Below are 17,149 nucleotides of genomic sequence, written 5' to 3' on the forward strand. Positions count from 1 at the left end.
TTCAGCATCCCTGCAACAATATGCCGCAGGAATCGGGAACCGCGCGACGGTGCGTCAGTGTGCCTCTTCCCAGTTCGCACCGGCGCCCACTTCGGCCACCAGCGGCACCTTCAGCTTCGCCACGCCGCACATCATTTCCGGCAGTTTCTCGCGCACCAGCGACAGTTCGTCGTCCGGCACCTCGAGCACCAGTTCATCGTGCACCTGCATGATCATCCGCGACGCCAGCTTGTCGCGCGTGAGCCAGTCGTCCACCGCGATCATCGACAGCTTGATCAGGTCGGCCGCCGTGCCCTGCATCGGCGCATTGATGGCCGCGCGCTCGGCCGCCTGGCGACGCGGGCCGTTGCCGCCGTTGATCTCCGGCAGCCACAGGCGGCGACCGAACACGGTTTCGACGTAGCCCTTCTCCTTGGCCGCTGCGCGCGTGTCTTCCATGTACTGCGCGACGCCCGGATAGCGCGTGAAATAGCGGTCGATATAGAGTTTCGCGGCATCGCGCGTGATGCCGAGGTTCGATGCAAGCCCGAACGCGCTCATCCCGTAGATGAGCCCGAAGTTGATCACCTTAGCGATCCGGCGCTGGTCGGAATTGACCTCCAGCGGCGTCACGCCGAACACCTCGGCGGCCGTCGCGCGGTGGATGTCCTCGCCCTGCGAGAACGCGCGCAGCAGCGACGCGTCGCCCGAGATGTGCGCCATGATCCGCAGTTCGATCTGCGAATAATCGGCCGACACGATCCGGTGGCCCGGCGACGCGATGAACGCCTCGCGGATGCGACGGCCTTCGGCCGTGCGCACCGGAATGTTCTGAAGATTCGGATCGTTCGACGCCAGGCGGCCCGTGACCGCGACGGCCTGCGCGTAATTCGTGTGCACGCGGCCCGTCGACGGATTCACCATGCGCGGCAGCTTGTCGGTATAGGTCGACTTCAGCTTCGACAGCCCGCGATGCTCGAGCAGCAGCTTCGGCAGCGGGTAGTCTTCGGCCAGCTTCTGCAGCACTTCCTCGTCGGTCGACGGCGCGCCGCTCGGCGTCTTTTTCACGACCGGCAACTGCAGCTTCTCGAAGAAGATCTGCCCGATCTGTTTCGGCGAGCCGAGATTGAATTCGCCGCCGGCCAGCTCGTACGCCTGCCCTTCGAGCTCGATCAGGCGCGTCGCGATTTCGGTGCTCTGCGCGTGCAGGCGCGCATCGTCGATCAGCACGCCCGTGCGCTCCATCTTGCGCAGCACGAGCGACACCGGCATCTCGATCTCGCGATACACGCGCTCGAGGCCCGCTTCGCGCGCCACCTGCGGATACAGCGCGTGGTGCAGCTGCAGCGTCACGTCCGCATCTTCGGCCGCGTATTCGGCGGCCTGCGCGAGCGCCACTTCGTCGAAACCGATCTGCTTCGCGCCCTTGCCGGCCACGTCTTCATACTTGATCGTCTTGACGCCCAGATGACGCAGCGCGAGGCTGTCCATGTCGTGCGTGCGATGCGATTCGAGCACGTACGATTCGAGCAGCGTGTCGTGCTCGATGCCGTTCAGCGCGATGCCGTAGTTCGCGAGCACCTGCGCGTCGTACTTCAGGTGCTGGCCGACTTTCTTGCGATCGGCCGATTCGAGCCACGGCTTCAGCCGCGCGAGCACCTCGTCGAGCGGGAGCTGTTCGGGCATGTCGGGGCCGCGGTGCGCGACCGGCAGGTACGCCGCCTTGCCCGGCTCGACCGAGAACGACAGGCCGACGAGCCGCGCGAGCATCGGGTCGAGCGCGGTGGTTTCCGTGTCGAACGCGGTCAGCGCGGCCGCGTCGATCTTCGAGAACCACGCGTCGAATTGCGCCCAGGTCTGGATCGTGTCGTATTCGCGCACGATGTCGGCCGCCACCACCGGCGCCGGCTCGCCTTCCGGTGCATCCGCGCCGCCGCCTTCCGCCGGCGCGCTGTCGACTTCGCGCAGCCAGGTCTTGAAGCCGTAGCGCGCGAAGATGTCGCGCAGCAGGTCGCGCGCTTCGCCGTCGGTCTTCAACGACGCTTCGATCGATTCGAGATGCGGGGCGAGGTCGCACGCCGTCTCGACGGTCACGAGCTTGCGGCCGAGCGGCAGGAAGTCGAGCGCGCGGCGCAGGTTGTCGCCGACCACGCCCTTGATGTCGCCCGCATGCTCGATCACGCCGTCGAGGCTGTCGTACTGCGCAAGCCATTTCACGGCCGTCTTCGGTCCGCACTTCTCGACGCCCGGCACGTTGTCGACGGTGTCGCCGATCAGGGCGAGGTAGTCGATGATGCGCTCGGGCGGCACGCCGAACTTCGCGATCACGCCGTCGCGATCGAGCGTCTCGTTGGTCATCGTATTGACGAGCGTGACGCGGTCGGTCACGAGCTGCGCGAGATCCTTGTCGCCGGTCGACACGATCACGTTCATTCCATGCCGCTCCGCTTCGCGCGCGAGCGTGCCGATCACGTCGTCGGCCTCGACGCCTTCGACCATCAGCAGCGGCCAGCCGAGCGCGCGCACCGCGCCGTGGATCGGCTCGACCTGCAGTGCGAGGTCGGGCGGCATCGACGGACGGTTTGCCTTATAGTCGGCATAAAGGTCGTCACGGAACGTCTTGCCCTTTGCATCGAACACGCAAGCGCTATACTCTGCACTGACTTCCTTGCGCATACGGCGCAGCATGTTGATGATTCCGTAGAGCGCTCCGGTCGGCTCCCCGCCAGGGCCACGCAAATCAGGCATCGCATGGTAAGCCCGATACAGATAGCTCGAACCGTCAACCAATAGCAGGGTCTTACCTTCCAGATTTCGTTCTTCAGGCATTATGAACAAGAGAAAAGTGATTCCGAGTCTGCGTTCGCTCGCAGATCAAGAACGCGCGACGGCCAAGAAGGCGCGCGCATCGTGGCAGATGTTCACGATTATGGCAGAGTTTATCGAGGCGACCGAGTACCTGTCGGAGATCCGCCCGGCCGTCAGCATCTACGGTTCTGCCCGCCTCAAACCCGACACGCCGCACTACAAGCTCGCCGTGCAGATCGCGCGCAAGCTGTCCGACGCCGGTTTCGCTGTGATCTCCGGCGGCGGCCCCGGCATCATGGAAGCGGCGAACAAGGGCGCGCACGCCGGCAAGGCGCCGTCGGTCGGCCTGAACATCGAGCTGCCGCACGAGCAGGCCGGCAACCACTACCAGGACATCTCGCTGCGCTTTCGCCACTTCTTCACGCGCAAGGTCACGTTCGTGAAGAACTCGGATGCGGTGATCGTGATGCCGGGCGGCTTCGGCACGCTCGACGAGCTGTCGGAAGTGCTCACGCTGATCCAGACGAAGAAGTCGCGCCTCGTGCCGATCATCCTCGTCGGCAGCGAATTCTGGAAGGGGCTGCTGCAGTGGTTCCGCGACCAGTTGATTCCGATGGGCCTCATCAATCCGGAAGACATGGATCTGATGCAGGTGATCGACGATCCCGACCAGGTGCTCGACGCGGTGCTCGCGTTCTACGAGGACAGCGGTGAAGAGGAAGGCTCGGACGATGACGGTCATCCGCCGCGCCCTGAAGAAGACCGGATGTTCTATCTGTAATCGCTTCGCGACGACAGCCGGCCCGACGGCCGGCGCACCGCGTTTCGCGCGGCAGGCAGGGCGGCCCCGCCCCCCTGCCGCGCGTCACTTTGTAACGCGCCATTAATCGCGCTTCGCGGCCGTACGCGTTCGAATGTCAAATCCGCGTGGCCGATCGCGGGCAACGCGCGCATTACCTTCCGCACACGCGGGCCGTCATTGTCAAATGACGCGGCCTGATACCTTCGCCGCACGCCTGCGGGCCGCCAATCCGCCGTAACAAACCCGCCTCGCGTTTTCCGTCGTGCGCCAGCACACTGTATGTGTCGGTGCGGCGTTTCCCCCCGGTGGAACGATCCCCCTCGCTTCCATCGCGTCGCGCCGGCCCTTTACAACGACACCACGGAAAAGAACATGCAACGCTCGCTGATCGCCCTCGCCTTCGCCGGCCTCGGACTTTCGCTGTCCGGCCTCGCCCATGCCGTCAACGTCGACGTCAACATCGGCACGCCCGCACCGGTCGTGGTCGCTCCGGCGCCCGCGGTCATCGTCGGCTGGCATGGCGACCGCTACTGGGACGGCCATCGTTACTGGGAACGCCGCGAGTGGGAAGACCACCAGCGTCATCACGGCCATGACGATCGCCGCGGCTACCACTGCCCGCCGGGACACGCAAAGAAAGGCGAGTGCTGACCGACACCGCACGGCCGCTCGATACGCAAGGCCGCCCGCGAACCTGACGTTCGCGGGCGGCCTTCGTCATTGAAAGCGCCGCCGGCGCGGGCGGGCTTGCCGGCTTATTGAAACGCCACTTCCGCGAAGCTGCGCAGCTTGCGGCTATGCAGCTTGTCGAGCCCGTTCGTGCGCAGGATCTCCATCGCCCGCACGCCGATCTGCAGATGCTGGTCGACCTGCCCGCGATAGAACGTGTCGGCCATGCCCGGCAGTTTCAGCTCGCCGTGCAGCGGTTTGTCGGACACGCACAGCAGCGTGCCGTACGGCACGCGGAAGCGGAAGCCGTTCGCGGCGATCGTCGCGCTTTCCATGTCGAGCGCGATCGCGCGGCTCTGCGACAGCCGCTGCACGGGTTCGCGATGATCGCGCAGCTCCCAGTTGCGGTTGTCGACGCTCGCGACCGTGCCCGTGCGCATCACGCGCTTCAGTTCGACGCCGTCGAGCTGCGTGACGTCGGCCACCCCGCGTTCGAGCGCGAGCTGTACTTCGGCGAGCGCCGGAATCGGCACCCACAGCGGCAGGTCGGCATCGAGCACGTGATCTTCGCGCACGTAACCGTGTGCGAGCACGTAATCGCCGAGACGCTGCGTGTTGCGCAGCCCCGCGCAGTGGCCGAGCATCACCCACGCGTGCGGACGCAGCACCGCGATGTGATCGGTGATCGTCTTCGCGTTCGACGGGCCGACGCCGATGTTGACCATCGTGATCCCGCTGCCGTCCGCGCGCTTCAGGTGATACGCGGGCATCTGCGGCAGGCGCGGCGGCGCCGCGCCCTCGACCGGCTCGCTGCCGAGGTTCGCGTTGTACGTGACGACATCGCCCGGCTCGACGAACGAGCTGTACTGGCTGCGGTACGCGCGCACCTCGGGATCGTCGCTCTCCGTCATCACCGTGCGGCCGAGCTTCACGAACTCGTCGATGTAGAACTGATAGTTCGTGTACAGCACGTAGTTCTGGAAATGCGTGGGCGACGTCGCCGTGTAGTGGCGCAGCCGGTGCAGCGAGAAGTCGACGCGCGCGGCAGTGAACAGCGCGAGCGGATGCGGCTCGCCCGGCGCCGGCTCGAACGTGCCGTTGACGATGCGGTCGTCGAGATACGACAGGTCGGGCGTATCGAAGATGTCGCGCATCGCGAGCAGGCGGTCGCGGTCGAGCTCGCCCTCGAGATGGATGCCTTCGGGAAACGCGAAATGGATCGGAATCGGCTGCGACGACACGCCGATCTCGATCTTCACATGGTGGTTCTTCGCCAGCAGGCGCAGTTGCTCGCGGTAGTAGTTCGCGAACAGGTCGGGGCGCGTGACCGTCGTCTCGAACACACCGGGGCCCGCGACGAAACCGTACGAACGGCGCGAATCGACGTGCGTGTTGACGTCGGTGCGGATCCGTACGAACGGGTAGCACGCGCGCACGTGCTCGGTGATCGGTTCGTGGCGGCGATAGCGCGCGAACGCATCGCGCAGGAAGCCCGTGTTCGTGTCGTAAATGGCGGACAGCCGCGCGACGGCGGCGACCGGATCGTCGAATGCCTCGACCGCCGGGCTTTCGGGCGTCAGCAGTCGGTGTCGGCGGCTCAAATCGTTCTTCATTTTCATCACCTCGTCTGATCGGACGACATTACCACGGAACCCGGTCACCCTTATTGAGCCCCCATGCACGCGAGGGCCGGATGGCGCGCAGTATTTGCTAAAATCGGTGGGTTCACTGGAGACTCATCATGAAGCCGCTCATTCTCGTCGCCGCTGCCGCCGCGTTTGCCGCCGCCAGCGTCGCTTACGCCGCCGGCGGCACGCCTGACGCCGACGCGCAGGCTCGGGCCGAGGCCAACGAGGCCGCCGGCCTCCCCGATCTCCGCAAGATCAACCGGCCGGCCGCCGAAGTCACGTCGAAAGTCGACTTCGCCGACATCCGCCGCACCCCGAGCTTCCACGAAAAGAGCAAGAACGGCACCGAAGTGACCGAGTACCGCGATCGCGGCAAACCGGTCGAGATCGACGTGAAGTCGAACTTCGGCACGCGCTACCAGATGAGCTCGACGCCCGACACGTCGCCGAAGCCGCACGACGCGGGCATCCCGATCACGCGCCTGCCGTCGCTGAACCTGCGCTACTGATTCCGCGGCGCGGCGCATCGAACGCCGCGCACCGCCCCCCTTCACCTGCTGTCGCGACGCACGCCGCCCGCGTGCCGACACCCTGACCTGACGCATCCCGCATGGCCGTTTTCACTGCTGTTTCCGACTCCGATCTCGCGCAATGGATGCGCCACTACGAACTGGGCGACGTGCTCGCGTTTCGCGGCATTCCGTCCGGTATCGAGAACAGCAATTTCTTCCTGACGACGACGCGCGGCGAATACGTCCTCACGATCTTCGAAAAGCTCACGGCGCAACAGCTGCCGTTCTACCTCGACCTGATGCGCCACCTGGCCAGCCACGGCGTGCCGGTGCCGGACCCGGTCCCGCGTGACGACGGCGCGCTGTTCGGCGAGCTGCACGGCAAGCCGGCCGCGATCGTCACGAAGCTCGACGGCTCCGCCGAACTCGCGCCGGGGGTCGAACACTGCATCGAGGTCGGGCAGATGCTCGCGCGCCTGCACCTAGCCGGCCGCGACTATCCGCGCCACCAGCCGAACCTGCGCAGCCTGCCGTGGTGGCAGGACAACGTGCCGGCGATCGTGCCGTTCGTCACGGACGAGCAGCGCGCGCTGCTGGAAGGCGAACTCGCGCACCAGGCCCGTTTCTTCGCGTCGGACGACTACGCGGCGCTGCCGGCCGGCCCGTGCCATTGCGACCTGTTCCGCGACAACGTGCTGTTCGCGCACGCGGCGCCTAACACCGGCCACGACGTGCGGCTCGGCGGGTTCTTCGACTTCTATTTCGCGGGCTGCGACAAGTGGCTGTTCGACGTCGCGGTCACGGTCAACGACTGGTGCGTCGACCTTGCGACCGGCGTGCTCGACACCGCGCGCGCCGATGCGCTGCTGCGCGCGTACCAGACGGTCCGGCCGTTCACGGCCGAGGAGCGCCGTCACTGGAGCGACATGCTGCGCGCGGGCGCGTACCGCTTCTGGGTGTCGCGCCTGTACGATTTCTATCTGCCGCGCGCGGCCGAGATGCTCAAGCCGCACGACCCCGGTCATTTCGAACGCATCCTGCGCGAGCGTATCGCGCATACGCCCGCGCTTCCCGAGATCCAAACCGCATGCAACTGATCGAAGTGCCCGCGAAAACGGGCTATGTCTGGTTCCGTCAAGGCATCTGGCTGTTCCGCCGGAACCCGCTCGCGTTCATCACGCTGTTCTTCACATACCTGCTGGCGATCACGCTGATATCGATGGTGCCCGTGATCGGCTCCGCGCTGCCGCTGGTGTTCATTCCCGGCGTCGCGGTCGGCTTCATGGCCGCGTGCCGGGACACGGTGGCCGGCAAGACCGTGATGCCGACGATCCTCGTCGACGGCTTCCGCTCGTACGGCACCGTCGCGACCCAGCGGCTGCTCGTGCTCGGCGTGATCTACGTCGCGTCGATGATCCTGGTGTTCGCGGCTTCGTCGTTCGTCGACGGCGGCGCGCTGTTCCACGTGATGATGGGCGCGGCCGACGAAGCGAACACGACGCCGGAAACGCTCGCCGCGCAAGGCACGCTCGGCGCGCTGTTCTTCGCGACGCTGCTCTACCTGCCGGTTGCGATGCTATTCTGGTTCGCGCCGGTGCTGGTCGCGTGGCATGACGTGCCGCCCGCCAAGGCGCTGTTCTTCAGCGTCGTCAGTTGCTGGCGCAATCGCGGCGCGTTCGTCGTGTACGGCGCGCTGTGGTTCTGCGTCGCGCTCGGCACGTCGCTCGCGCTGTCGCTGCTGCTGCAGGCGCTCGGCGCCGGCGCCTATGCGCTGACGATCATGATGCCGGTGACGATCATCATCGTCACGATGCTGTACTGCTCGTTCTACGCGACCTATCGCGGCTGCTTCGGTGTGCAGGAACCGACCGCGACGCCCACCCCGTCGGGCCGCTGAAACCCTCCCCGGCCGGCGCGTGTCGCCGGCCCGCCGTTCTCCGCGCCGGGCCGGCTCCCGGCGCCCTCTTTCCCCCGCCGCGGCGCCCCTGTTCATCCCGATCTTTTGCGCGCAAAATGATTTGCGTACAAATTGTTCGCGCGTTCATCGCGCTTCCCGGATCATGGACCGCCTGCCCCCACTGCCCCAGACGCTCGACGAGCAACTCTGCTTCGCGCTCTACGCGACTTCGCACGCGATGACGAAGGCGTACAAGCCGCTGCTCGACAAACTGTCGCTGACCTATCCCCAATATCTGGCGATGCTCGTGCTGTGGGAGCGCGACGACATCGCCGTGAAGGACATCGCCGCGCGGCTCGATCTCGACCCGGCCACGGTCACGCCGCTGCTGAAGCGGCTGGAAGCGCTCGGCTACGTCGAACGCGTGCGCAGCGCGGCCGACGAACGCGTGGTGAACGTACGCGTGACGCCGGAGGGCCGGGCGCTGAAGGACCGCGCGCGCTCGGTGCCGGCCGATCTCTTTTGCGCGATGCAGCAATCCCCCGAATTCCTGTTCAGGCTGCGCGCCGATCTCCAGCAGCTGCGCGACGCGCTGTCGGCCGCCAACGAACGCTGACGGGCGAGCCTCGGCGACCCGGGGCGGAACTACCGGCTTTTTCTTCGAAAATTAATTTGCATACTAATGATTTGTGTTCTATATTTTCCTCGTGGCCGGCCACACCCCGTTCGACCGGACCGCTTTTCCTCCCTTTCCAGACAGGAGCTGCACGATGAACATTCTGTACAAGACCAGCGCCACGAGCACGGGTGGCCGCGACGGCCGCGCGGTATCCGCCGACAACAAGCTGGAAGTGAAGCTGGCCGCGCCGCGCGAACTCGGCGGCACGGGCGCGGAAGGTACGAATCCGGAGCAGCTGTTTGCCGCAGGTTACTCGGCCTGCTTCCTGAGCGCGATGAAATTCGTCGCTGGCCAGGACAAGAAGGCACTGCCGGCCGACACGCAGGTCACGGCGGAAGTGGGCATCGGCCCGAACGACGCAGGCGGCTTCGGGCTCGACATCGAGCTGCGCGTGTCGCTCCCGGGGCTCGACAAGGCCGACGCGCAGGCGCTGGTCGACAAGGCGCACCACGTGTGCCCGTATTCGAATGCGACACGCAATAACGTGCCGGTGCGCCTGACGGTGGTCTGACGCGACGCGAGGCCGTGAATGCAAAAAGGGCGCGTGCGACCAGATGTCGCACGCGCCCTTTTTTGCTGCGTGACTCGCCGGAATGGCGGACCCGAGGGCCCGCGCTGCGCTGCTTAGCGCGCGCCGAGCGAATACGGACGGTTCATCGCCGCTTCGCGATCGATCTTGCGCATGCGGAATTCGAGGTCATAGATGTCGGTCGCTTCGGACAGGTACGCCTCGGCGCGCTCTTTCGCAGCCGTTTCAGCGTTCTTGGTCAACATCAGGAAAAGGTGGCTCAGCAGGTACATGGTCGATCTCGCAATCCAAGGGTTCTTTGACTAGGGTTTTCCCGAATTATAGGGAAAACCCTAGTTCTTGGCCAGCGTCGATCAGACGATGCGTCGTTCGGTCGCCACAGCGCGCCGATGGGTTTCGAAAAAGGCCCAGATCATCGCGCTCGCGTCGGGGCCGACCGCCGCGTGAAACGGTACGGCTTCATCGCCGCCGGCCCACGCGTGATCGAGCCCTTTCACATGACAAAGCCGGACGACCGGCTCGCCGTCGCGGCAGACATCGGTGATCTGCGCGCCGGCCTCGCGGGTCTCGACCCGTTCGCCGCCCCGCAATGCGCCGCGGCTGTCGGCGAGCCCGTTCAGGCGCATGAACTGCACGGTCAGCTGGTCGGCGTTCTTCGGTGCGACCACGTGGTCGCCATCGCCCTGGACGATCAGCGCCGGCATGCCGGGATACGCGGCGACATCGACCAGCGCATCGACGGCCGCGGCCGGATTTTGCCGCACGCCGCGCCGCATCACGTCCATCGCGGTGATGCCGGAATTCGCCTCGCCGAGCGCGGGGCCCGAGTGCAGCGCCACCGCCGCGAAACGGTCGGGATGGTGCAGCGCAAGAAGCGACGCGAGACCCGCGCCAGCCGACAGCCCCGCGACATAGACGCGCGACGCGTCGAAACCGTGTTCGTCGACGAGGGCGTCGACGAGCGACGCCACCGTGTTCGCCTCGCCGCGACCCGCGCGGTCGGTGTCCTCATACCAGTGCCAGCAGCCATGCGCGTGCGCGCGCGTCGACTGCTCCGGATACAGCACCGCGAAGCCGTGCTTGTCGGCCAGCAGGTTCATCCGCGTGCCCTGCACGAATTCGTCGACCGACTGCTGGCAGCCGTGCAGCATCACGACGAGCGGCATCGCGCCGCGCCGGCGGCCGGGCGGCACGTAGAGGCCGTAGGCAAGATTCTGGACGAGGCGCCCGAGCGCGGGCGCCATCGGATGTTCGCCGCGCGTCCACTCGCCGGCCGCCCACGCGGCCGCGCGCGGTCGCACGCGCGATTCGCGCGGCGGGGACAGATCGGATACGGCGGGAGAGGCCGCGGCCTCGAGTGCGTCGCGTGTGATGCGCTGCGCATCGCGCGCCGCACGCTTGGCGGCCGGAGACAGCATGCGTTTCATGCCGCCCAGCCACACCTTGGTCAGACTTTTGGTCATCGATCGGGCTCGCAGTCAGGAAAAATAGGGGCACCACAGCGGATGCAGCGTTCGACTTTGTGCAATGCACCATAACATTGTTTCTGGGATTTTTCCTGCCCGCGGATAGTTCCCTCCCGCGGGAAAAACGGGGCGCGTGCGCACGCGGCGCTATACTGGGGTTTCGCCGCTTGTATCCGTTGTAGTCGTTCTTTCCGGCTCGCGCGTTGATTTAAGCATCGTCCCCGCCCTCGTTCGTCCCCTTCCCGATGTTCGACCTGTCGTCTCACCTGTGGATCACGATCACCGCGTTCGGCGGTGCCGGCCTGACCTTGCCGCTCGCGATCACGATCGCCGTCTGGCTCGCGCTCGGCTATTCGTGGCAACGCGCGGCCGCATGGCTCGGCGTGCTCGCGGCCGCGATCGGCGTGGTCGCGCTCACGAAAATCGCGTTCCTCGGCTGGGGGATCGGCATCCGCAAGTGGGATTTCACGGGATTCAGCGGCCACGCGATGCTGTCGACGTCGGTCTACCCGGTCGCGATTTTCCTCGCGCTGATCCGCACGCGTACGCCGGTGCGGATCGCCGGCATCGCGCTCGGGCTCGCGGCCGGTGTCGCGGTCGGCGTATCGCGCGTCGCGCTCGACGCGCACTCGCCGTCCGAATCGATCACCGGGTGCATCGTCGGCGCGCTCGCCGCGCTCGCATTCATCGCCGGTTCCTGGCGCGCGGTGCCGCACCGCTGGTCGGTGCCGGCGGTCGTCGCGAGCCTCGCGCTCGTGACCGTGGCGCTGCACGGCATCACGGTGCCGTCGCATCGCTGGGTCACCAAGGTGGCGCTGCAACTGTCGGGCCACGAGCGCCCGTTCGTGCGCGCGCGCTGGAAGGCGAACCCGAACTACCGCCCCGCGTCGCAACCGTCCGCGCTGCAGCGCACCCGATCGGCGCCGCTGACGCTCCATACGTGAGCGGCCGCGCGGTCGTCATCGCTGCCCATTTTCAAGTCTGATCATTCCATGCGCACCGTCGCATGAGCGGTATGTCGAGCGTTATAACCCGCCCTATATTACGATTACGGTTTCCACCCATTCGAACGAACTCACCATGCGCTCAACCGTCCGCCCGCTTCGCCGCACCCTGCTCCGCCTGCTGCCGATCGCCACGCTCGCCGCGGCCGGCATCGCGTTCAGCGCGCCCGCTTCCGCGGCCGACGAACTGGTCGTGTCGGCCGCCGCCAGCCTGACGAACGCGTTCAAGGCCGTCGGCGAAGCATACGAAAAGCAGCATCCGGACACCAAGGTGCTGTTCAACTTCGGCGCGTCGGACGTGCTGATGCAGCAGATCGCCAAGGGCGCGCCGGCCGACGTGTTCGCGTCGGCCGACCAGAAGGCGATGGATCGCGCGGTCGCCGAAAAGGTGATCGTGCCCGGCACGCGTCGCGATTTCGCGGCGAACTCGCTCGTGCTGATCGTGCCGGCCGACAGCCGTGCCGCCGCGCCGACGTCGCTGAACGACCTGACGGCGGCCGGCGTGAAGCGCATCGCGTACGGCGACCCGGCATCGGTGCCGGTCGGCCGCTACACGGAAGGCGCGCTGCGCGCGGCCGGCGTGTGGGACGCGGTCAGCGCGAAAGGCGTGCTGGCCGCGAACGTGCGCCAGAGCCTCGACTATGTCGCGCGCGGCGAAGTCGACGCGGGCTTCGTGTTCGGCACCGACGCCGCGATCATGCCGGGCCGCGTGAAGGTCGCGCTGACCGTGCCGACCCAGACGGCCATCACCTACCCGATCGCCGTGGTCAAGGACAGCCGCCACGCCGCGCAGGCGCAGTCGTTCATCGACTTCGTCGCGTCGCCGCAGGGCCAGGCCGTGCTGTCGACGTTCGGCTTCAAGCCCGCGAGCAAGTGAGCGTAGCGCGATGCAAGACGCCTGGGTACCGCTGCTGCTGTCGCTGAAGGTTGCCGGATGGGCGACCGCGCTCGACATCGTGCTCGGCGTCGCGACCGCGTTCATGCTCGCGCGCTGGCGCTCGCCGCTGCGCGACGTCGTCGATTCCGTGCTGACGCTGCCGCTCGTGCTGCCGCCGACGGTGCTCGGCTATTACCTGCTGGTGCTGCTCGGCCGGCGCGGCGTGTTCGGCGCGTGGCTCGACCGGCTCGGCATCGAGCTCGTCTTCACGTGGCAGGGCGCGGTCATCGCGTCGATGGTCGTCGCGTTTCCGTTGATCCTGAAATCGGCTCGGGCCGCGTTCGAAGGCGTCGACCCGCATCTCGAGCGCGCGGCGCGCACCCTCGGGCTCGGCGAAGTCGCCGTGTTCTTCCGCGTGACGCTGCCGCTTGCCACACGCGGAATTCTCGCGGGCGCGCTGCTCGCGTTCGCGCGTGCGCTCGGCGAATTCGGCGCGACGCTGATGATCGCGGGCAACCTGCCCGGCCGCACGCAGACGCTGTCGGTCGCGATCTACGCGGCCGTGCAGGCCGGCGACGACCATACCGCCAACTTCCTCGTGCTGGTGACGTCGATCACCTGCGTGCTCGTGTTGCTCGCGACCGGCTGGCTCGTGCCGTCGCGCGCGCGGCGGAGCCAGCTGACATGACGCGCTCCCCTCGCCCATCGTGCTGCGTGGCCGGGTGGCTTCGGCGGAGGCCCGCATGAGCCTCGTCGTCGACATCCGCAAGACCTACGCGAACGCCGAGCGCCGCTTCACGCTCGACGTGTCGTTCACCGCGACGACGCAGCGCGTCGTGCTGTTCGGGCCGTCCGGCGCGGGCAAGAGCATGACGCTGCAGGCGATCGCCGGGCTGCTGTCGCCCGACGCCGGCACGATCTCGCTGAACGGCGAACCGCTGTTCGACGCCGCGCGCCGCATCGACGTGCCGACCCGCGAACGTCGCGTCGCGTATCTGTTCCAGGACTACGCGCTGTTTCCGCATCTGAACGTGCGCCAGAACATCGCGTTCGGCCTCACGGCCGGGCTGCGCAATCCGCGCGCGAAGACGGTGCCGCCGGAAGTCGCGTACTGGTTGCAGGCATTCGATCTCGAAGCGCTCGCGGGGCAGTATCCGTCGCAGCTGTCCGGCGGGCAGAAGCAGCGCGTCGCGCTCGCGCGCGCACTGGTCGCGCAGCCGCGGATCCTGCTGCTCGACGAACCGTTCGCGGCGCTCGACGGCGTGATGCGCCAGCGCATGCGCCACGAACTGGCCGAGTTGCAGGCGCGGCTCGACATCCCGATGGTGCTGATCTCGCACGATCCCGACGACGTCGCCGCGTTCGGCGACCAGGTCGTGCAGTTGAGCGAAGGACGCGTGCAGGCGGCTGCGCCGCACGCCGAGTGGCCGACGCGCATCACGTGAGCGCGCGAGGCCGTGGTCGTGGTGGTGGCAACACGCACGTTGGAGCCTGAGAGAAGCCGCATGAAGCGGCATGTAGCGACATAAAGCGGCACAAGCAGAAAGCGGCAACGAAGCCGGCACCGGCCCGATACGACGGCGATACCGGCTTCGCACCGTCCGTCACGCGACAGCCGACGCGCGCAGGTGGATCGCCTCGCGTGGAGTCAGCCCGTCACCGCAAGAATCACGCTCGACGCCTTGAACAGCGCGATCGCCGCCCGGCCGACGTCGAGCCGCAGCGCATCGACACTGTCGTTGGTCACGACGGCCGTGAGCGTGCCGCCGCCGTCGAGCGCCAGCGTCACCTCGCTGTTCACCGCGCCCGCCGCAACGGTTTGCACGCTGCCGCGCAGCTGATTGCGCGCGGACACCTTCAACTCGTGCTCGCCGTCGTCGACCGCGAGCACGACCCACGACGCCTTCACCAGCGCGCAGGCCTCCGCGCCGGCCTGCAAGCCGAGCGCGTCGGCGCTCTCGTGCGTCAGCACGGCAACGATCGGCTGCCCGCCGGGCAGCATGAGCGTGACCTCGTCGTTGACGGTGCCGCGCACGATCGATGCGACCTTCCCGAACAACTGGTTGCGCGCACTGGTCTTCATCCCGATCCGGCCGATCAGCGCCCAGTCGACGTCGAAGCCGGCCACGGCCGCGCTCGCGGCCTCGATGAACCGGCGATGCTCGCGCTCGATCGTGCGGAACGCGGCGATCAGCGACGTCGCGCGCGGCGTCAGCGTCGTACCGCCGCCGCCCTTGCCGCCCGTCGAGCGCGCGACGAGCGGTTCGCCGGCGAGATTGTTCATCGTGTCGACCGCATCCCACGCGGCCTTGTAGCTGAGGCCGACGGCCTTCGCCGCGCGCGTGATCGAACCGGTGTCGCCGATCGCCGCGAGCAGCGCGATGCGGGTCGCGCCGCCGAGCGTCTGCTCGCCCGCGCGCAGCCATAGCTCGCCGCCCAGTTCGAGCGGTTCGGCGGACGGGGAAGAATGCGGTGCGTCGGTCATCGGAATACGGGCGGGAATCGGGAAGGAAACGGGAAAGAATCGAGCAGGAAGCGGGCGGCCATTATAGTCGGCGCGTGCCGGTCAGCCGCTCAGCCGGGCTTGCCGTCGAGTTTCGGCGGCCGCAGGCTGGCCAGCAGCGTCTCGGCGTCGCGCGCCGCGCGCTGCGCGAGCGCCGCGCCGTAGCCGCGCACGAAACCGAGCTGGTACGGCGGCGCGCCGAGTTTTTCAAGATGCTGGAGCGCGACCATCGTGTCGTTCGCTTCGCCGAGCACGCTCTGCACGCGCGCGAGCGTCTTGACCGTGTCGGTGCGCGTGCGGCGCGACGCAAGCGACGCGAAGAATTCGAGCGCATAGCGCAGCCGTTTCGCATCGATGCGCACCTGATGGCGCGCGGCCGTGTCGAGCGACGTGAGCGACGGCGATGCGTACAGATGACCGAACAGCCGCCGCACGCGCTTCGTCGCGTGGCGCCGCAGCGACGGTGCATCGCCGTCTTCGGCGGACGGCAGCGCGAGCGAACCCAGCCATTCGAGCCAGCCGAGCGTCAGCCGCGCATAGCGGGCCGAATGCAGCGCCTGCCGCAGCTCGATCCGCGCGGCCGCGCACTGCGCACGGGCGGCGTCGAGCGTGCCGCTCCACTCGCCGTCGCCGCCGTCGGCCTCGATCAGCGCAGGCAGGCTTTCGGTCGCGAACACGTCCCAGTCGCGCACCGTGCCGAGCAGCGCGGCCAGCCAGCGCAGGTCGGCACCGAGCGTGTCGCGCCACTGGCGGTCGGCAAAGCGCGGGAAGAAGCGCATCAGCGTGCGCAGACGGCGCAGCGCGACCCGCATCTGATGCACGTATTCGGGATCGTCGTGCTCGAGCACGCCGGCCTCGTTGCCGAGCCATTGCGCGGTGATGTCGCCGGACAGCGCGAACAGCGCGGCGCGCTGCGTACGCATGCCGGTCAGGTCGACGAGCTGCGCCTTGACGGGCCCGCAGGCAGCCGGCTCGTCCGCGCATGCGCGATCGATCACGCTCGTCAGTTGTACGAACGCAGGCCACGCGCCGCTCAATTCGCGCGCCGCGGCGAACAGCGCGTGCAGTGCGGCCGTGCGCGCGGGCAGCGTTTCCCAGTCGGGCGCGGCGAGACGCAGCTCGACGTAGCGGCGCGGCGCTTCGCTATCGCGATGCAGCGTGACGTCGTCGAGCGTCATCTCGACCACGACGCCGCTATCGTCGGCCCAGCGCCCGCGCCGCCGCTCGCTGACGAGACGCAGCGCCGACGCTTCCGGCCGGCTGTCGGCCGCCTCCGGGCGCGCGGCCGTGTCGGGTGCGGCGCCGTCGGTTTCGCCTGTCGACGCGCCGGCCGCTTCGGGCAAGGGCAACGGCATCGCGACGACGATGCCCGCATGTTCCGCGTCGAACAGTTCGCGCGCTGTGACACCGGGCGCAAACGCCTGCGTGCGCGATGCGACGACCCGCCTGCCGTGCGCATTCGTCTCGACCCACGTCCACCAGCTCGCGCCGGGGCTCGGCTCGGCCTCCTCGATCCGGCAGGGTTCGATCGTCACGCGCTCGTGGCCGCGGCGCATGCGGACCTGCGGGCAGATTCGCCACGCGCGCACGAGTTCGGCGCCGAAATCGCGCTGCGTGCCGCGGGCACGACTCGCAGCCTTGACCGGCCATCCTTCCAGCGACAGCGACAACACGATTTCCAGCACACGCGACATGGAGGCTCCTGCACATGAAGAATCGCCGGCGCATCGTCCGCGCCGGCGTCGCCCGCGAAGCAGCTTCCATAGTACACGTCGCAAAAACGGGCCGGCGACGAT

General features: G+C 67.7%; 17 protein-coding genes. 11 read left to right on the forward strand and 6 right to left on the reverse strand.

The annotated features are described in order from the left end of the window. Positions 1-54: 54 nt before the first annotated feature. Complete coding sequence (gene polA, locus HWX08_RS06820) at positions 55-2,808, reverse strand: DNA polymerase I (protein WP_069259467.1); 2,754 nt, start codon at positions 2,806-2,808, stop codon at positions 55-57. A gap of 1 nt (position 2,809) precedes the next feature. On the opposite strand from polA, the gene HWX08_RS06825 reads away from it, so the two are divergent. Continuing rightward, positions 2,810-3,568 (forward strand): LOG family protein, encoded by a 759-nt coding sequence (locus HWX08_RS06825; RefSeq protein WP_069259466.1) that lies wholly within the window; start codon positions 2,810-2,812, stop codon positions 3,566-3,568. Positions 3,569-3,961: 393 nt separating this feature from the next. Continuing rightward, positions 3,962-4,240, forward strand: coding sequence for a hypothetical protein (locus HWX08_RS06830; protein ID WP_069259465.1), 279 nt, complete (start codon positions 3,962-3,964; stop codon positions 4,238-4,240). A gap of 104 nt (positions 4,241-4,344) precedes the next feature. On the opposite strand, the gene HWX08_RS06835 is transcribed toward HWX08_RS06830, so the two are convergent. Further along, the gene (locus HWX08_RS06835; protein ID WP_069261104.1) at positions 4,345-5,871 is read right to left on the reverse strand and encodes an AMP nucleosidase; all 1,527 of its coding nucleotides are present in this window, start codon (positions 5,869-5,871) and stop codon (positions 4,345-4,347) included. A gap of 128 nt (positions 5,872-5,999) precedes the next feature. On the opposite strand from HWX08_RS06835, the gene HWX08_RS06840 reads away from it, so the two are divergent. The 5 genes from HWX08_RS06840 (at position 6,000) to HWX08_RS06860 (ending at position 9,485) form a co-directional block, all read left to right on the forward strand. Beyond that, positions 6,000-6,395, forward strand: a complete 396-nt coding sequence (locus HWX08_RS06840) for a hypothetical protein (RefSeq protein WP_069259464.1) — start codon at positions 6,000-6,002, stop codon at positions 6,393-6,395. Between the two features lie 101 nt (positions 6,396-6,496). Next, positions 6,497-7,495 (forward strand): homoserine kinase, encoded by a 999-nt coding sequence (locus HWX08_RS06845; RefSeq protein WP_069259463.1) that lies wholly within the window; start codon positions 6,497-6,499, stop codon positions 7,493-7,495. Next, positions 7,486-8,295, forward strand: a complete 810-nt coding sequence (locus tag HWX08_RS06850) for a BPSS1780 family membrane protein (RefSeq protein ID WP_069259462.1) — start codon at positions 7,486-7,488, stop codon at positions 8,293-8,295. The genes HWX08_RS06845 and HWX08_RS06850 overlap by 10 nt, the downstream gene beginning before the upstream one ends. Before the next feature lie 163 nt (positions 8,296-8,458). Further along, positions 8,459-8,911: a MarR family winged helix-turn-helix transcriptional regulator gene (locus tag HWX08_RS06855; RefSeq protein ID WP_174922394.1), complete on the forward strand. Its 453-nt coding sequence runs from the start codon at positions 8,459-8,461 to the stop codon at positions 8,909-8,911. Positions 8,912-9,065: 154 nt separating this feature from the next. Beyond that, positions 9,066-9,485, forward strand: a complete 420-nt coding sequence (locus HWX08_RS06860; protein WP_107309873.1) for an organic hydroperoxide resistance protein — start codon at positions 9,066-9,068, stop codon at positions 9,483-9,485. 113 nt (positions 9,486-9,598) lie between these two features. Here the strand turns inward: HWX08_RS06860 and HWX08_RS06865 are convergent, their stop codons facing one another. Together HWX08_RS06865 and HWX08_RS06870 are read right to left on the reverse strand one after the other, a co-directional pair. Further along, a complete protein-coding gene (locus tag HWX08_RS06865) occupies positions 9,599-9,775 on the reverse strand; it encodes a DUF3563 family protein (protein ID WP_069259459.1) in 177 nt (58 codons plus the stop codon). An 81-nt stretch (positions 9,776-9,856) separates the two neighbouring features. Then, the gene (locus HWX08_RS06870; RefSeq protein ID WP_069259458.1) at positions 9,857-10,966 is read right to left on the reverse strand and encodes an extracellular catalytic domain type 1 short-chain-length polyhydroxyalkanoate depolymerase; all 1,110 of its coding nucleotides are present in this window, start codon (positions 10,964-10,966) and stop codon (positions 9,857-9,859) included. Positions 10,967-11,214: 248 nt separating this feature from the next. Here HWX08_RS06870 and HWX08_RS06875 point away from each other — a divergent pair, with 248 nt between their 5' ends. From HWX08_RS06875 to HWX08_RS06890, 4 genes are all read left to right on the forward strand, one after another. Further along, entirely contained in the window at positions 11,215-11,913 is a 699-nt protein-coding gene (locus tag HWX08_RS06875) for a phosphatase PAP2 family protein (RefSeq protein ID WP_174922393.1), read from the forward strand. Between the two features lie 136 nt (positions 11,914-12,049). Then, the gene (gene modA / locus HWX08_RS06880) at positions 12,050-12,850 is read left to right on the forward strand and encodes a molybdate ABC transporter substrate-binding protein (protein ID WP_174922392.1); all 801 of its coding nucleotides are present in this window, start codon (positions 12,050-12,052) and stop codon (positions 12,848-12,850) included. Between the two features lie 10 nt (positions 12,851-12,860). Beyond that, on the forward strand, positions 12,861-13,538 hold the full coding sequence (gene modB, locus HWX08_RS06885; RefSeq protein WP_069259455.1) for a molybdate ABC transporter permease subunit: 678 nt from the start codon (positions 12,861-12,863) through the stop codon (positions 13,536-13,538). A gap of 55 nt (positions 13,539-13,593) precedes the next feature. Beyond that, positions 13,594-14,295: a sulfate/molybdate ABC transporter ATP-binding protein gene (locus HWX08_RS06890; protein ID WP_069259454.1), complete on the forward strand. Its 702-nt coding sequence runs from the start codon at positions 13,594-13,596 to the stop codon at positions 14,293-14,295. A 203-nt stretch (positions 14,296-14,498) separates the two neighbouring features. Here the strand turns inward: HWX08_RS06890 and HWX08_RS06895 are convergent, their stop codons facing one another. Both HWX08_RS06895 and HWX08_RS06900 read right to left on the reverse strand, forming a co-directional pair. Next, a complete protein-coding gene (locus tag HWX08_RS06895) occupies positions 14,499-15,335 on the reverse strand; it encodes a TOBE domain-containing protein (RefSeq protein ID WP_174922391.1) in 837 nt (278 codons plus the stop codon). A gap of 89 nt (positions 15,336-15,424) precedes the next feature. Continuing rightward, positions 15,425-17,047: a CHAD domain-containing protein gene (locus HWX08_RS06900; RefSeq protein ID WP_174922390.1), complete on the reverse strand. Its 1,623-nt coding sequence runs from the start codon at positions 17,045-17,047 to the stop codon at positions 15,425-15,427. Between the last annotated feature and the right edge of the window lie 102 nt (positions 17,048-17,149).

Source organism: Burkholderia metallica, assembly GCF_902832845.1.
GTDB lineage: Bacteria > Pseudomonadota > Gammaproteobacteria > Burkholderiales > Burkholderiaceae > Burkholderia > Burkholderia metallica.